The sequence below is a fragment of the Aeromicrobium sp. PE09-221 genome (assembly GCF_002174305.1).
Classification (GTDB): Bacteria; Actinomycetota; Actinomycetes; order Propionibacteriales; family Nocardioidaceae; genus Aeromicrobium.
Genome location: NZ_MIJB01000037.1, coordinates 1 through 1,287, shown reverse-complemented (window position 1 = coordinate 1,287; position 1,287 = coordinate 1). Strand labels below are relative to the sequence as shown.

The 1,287-nt window shown below is 66.1% G+C and carries 1 protein-coding gene and 1 pseudogene; one reads left to right on the top strand and one right to left on the bottom strand.

From position 1 onward, the window contains the following. Positions 1-1,002: an IS481 family transposase gene (locus BHE97_RS18195; RefSeq protein WP_087625463.1), complete on the bottom strand. Its 1,002-nt coding sequence runs from the start codon at positions 1,000-1,002 to the stop codon at positions 1-3. Positions 1,003-1,103: 101 nt separating this feature from the next. Here BHE97_RS18195 and BHE97_RS20825 point away from each other — a divergent pair. Further along, positions 1,104-1,287: pseudogene (locus BHE97_RS20825) on the top strand (IS110 family transposase); the annotation flags it as partial.

Here is a 1,287-nt window from a genome sequence, read left to right as displayed (position 1 = left end):
CTAGCTGTAGTTCCCCGGGAGGTTGTGAACGCGGTCGGCGGGGACGAAGCCTCCGATTCCGGTGTGGGGTCTGTGGTGATTGTAGGAGTGCAACCAGTCGGCGTAGGTCGCTGAGCGGTCCTCGTCAGACAGGTAGATCTGGGCGTATGCCCACTCGTCCATCAGGGTTCGGTTGAAGCGTTCGACCTTGCCGTTGGTTTGGGGCCGGTATGGCCGTGTCCGGCGGTGCTTGACGTTCTCGCCGAGTGCTGCGGCGAAGACGTATGACCGGTAGCAGGCGCCGTTGTCGGTCATCACGGCACTGACCTCGAATCCGGCTTCGGCGAAGAACGCGCGGGCTCGTTTCCAGAACGCGGCGGCGGTCTCCTTGCGCTCGTCCGCCAACTGCTCTGAGTAGGCCAAGCGGGAGTAGGAGTCGACCGCGTGATGCAGAAACGTGTAACCGCGCGAGGGCGCTGCGCCCCGACGTGCGGCCCTGTCGCGGGCAGCGCCGGCGTTGCGGTCCTGGGCCGAGCCGCGGCCGTGGGCGCGCCAGCCGCCGCCGTCGGGGATCCGGCCGAGTTTCTTGATGTCGACGTGGACCAGCTCGCCCGGTGCCGAGGCCTCGTAACGGACCGGTTTGGGTTTGCGGACGGGCAGCCCGGTCGCCTGGTCCAGAAAGGCAAGCAGCGGCATCCGATACCGGGTCAGCACTCGTCCGACAGTCGAGCGGGGCACTCCGAGGTGATAGCCGATCCGATGTGGACCCCACCGCCGAGTGAACCGCAGCGCGACGATCCGCCGCTCGAGTCGGCGTGAGCACTGTGCCGGCGACCTGCGGGGCCGCGACGATACGTCTGTCATCGAGTCCCCGTGCCGATATCTGCGCGCCCATTTGGACGCCGTTGCCGGCGAGACTTGGAACCGCTCAGCAGCCCGCCGGACAGGCCAGCCCTGCTCGACAATCAACACGGCAAGACGTCGTCGCCCCTCAGGAGTCAATGGGGCATTAGCGTGAGTCACGAAGACCTCCGTTGGAATGAAGTGAGTGTGGTAACCCACATCGTTCCCGGAGGTCTTCGCTACGTCACCTGTTCACAACGTCCCGGGGAACTACACCTAGCGGAGATCGGGTCAAGACCGACGCCAGGGACGGGGTCCATCTGGCGCGGTTGCTGCGGCTCGATGAGGTGACCTCGGTCGCGATCCCGACGCTGGATCAGGGAGCGGCTCGCGATCTTGTCCGTGCTCGTGAGGACACGCGTGGCGATCTGATGCGGGCCCGTCACCGGCTCTCCAAGCTGTTGC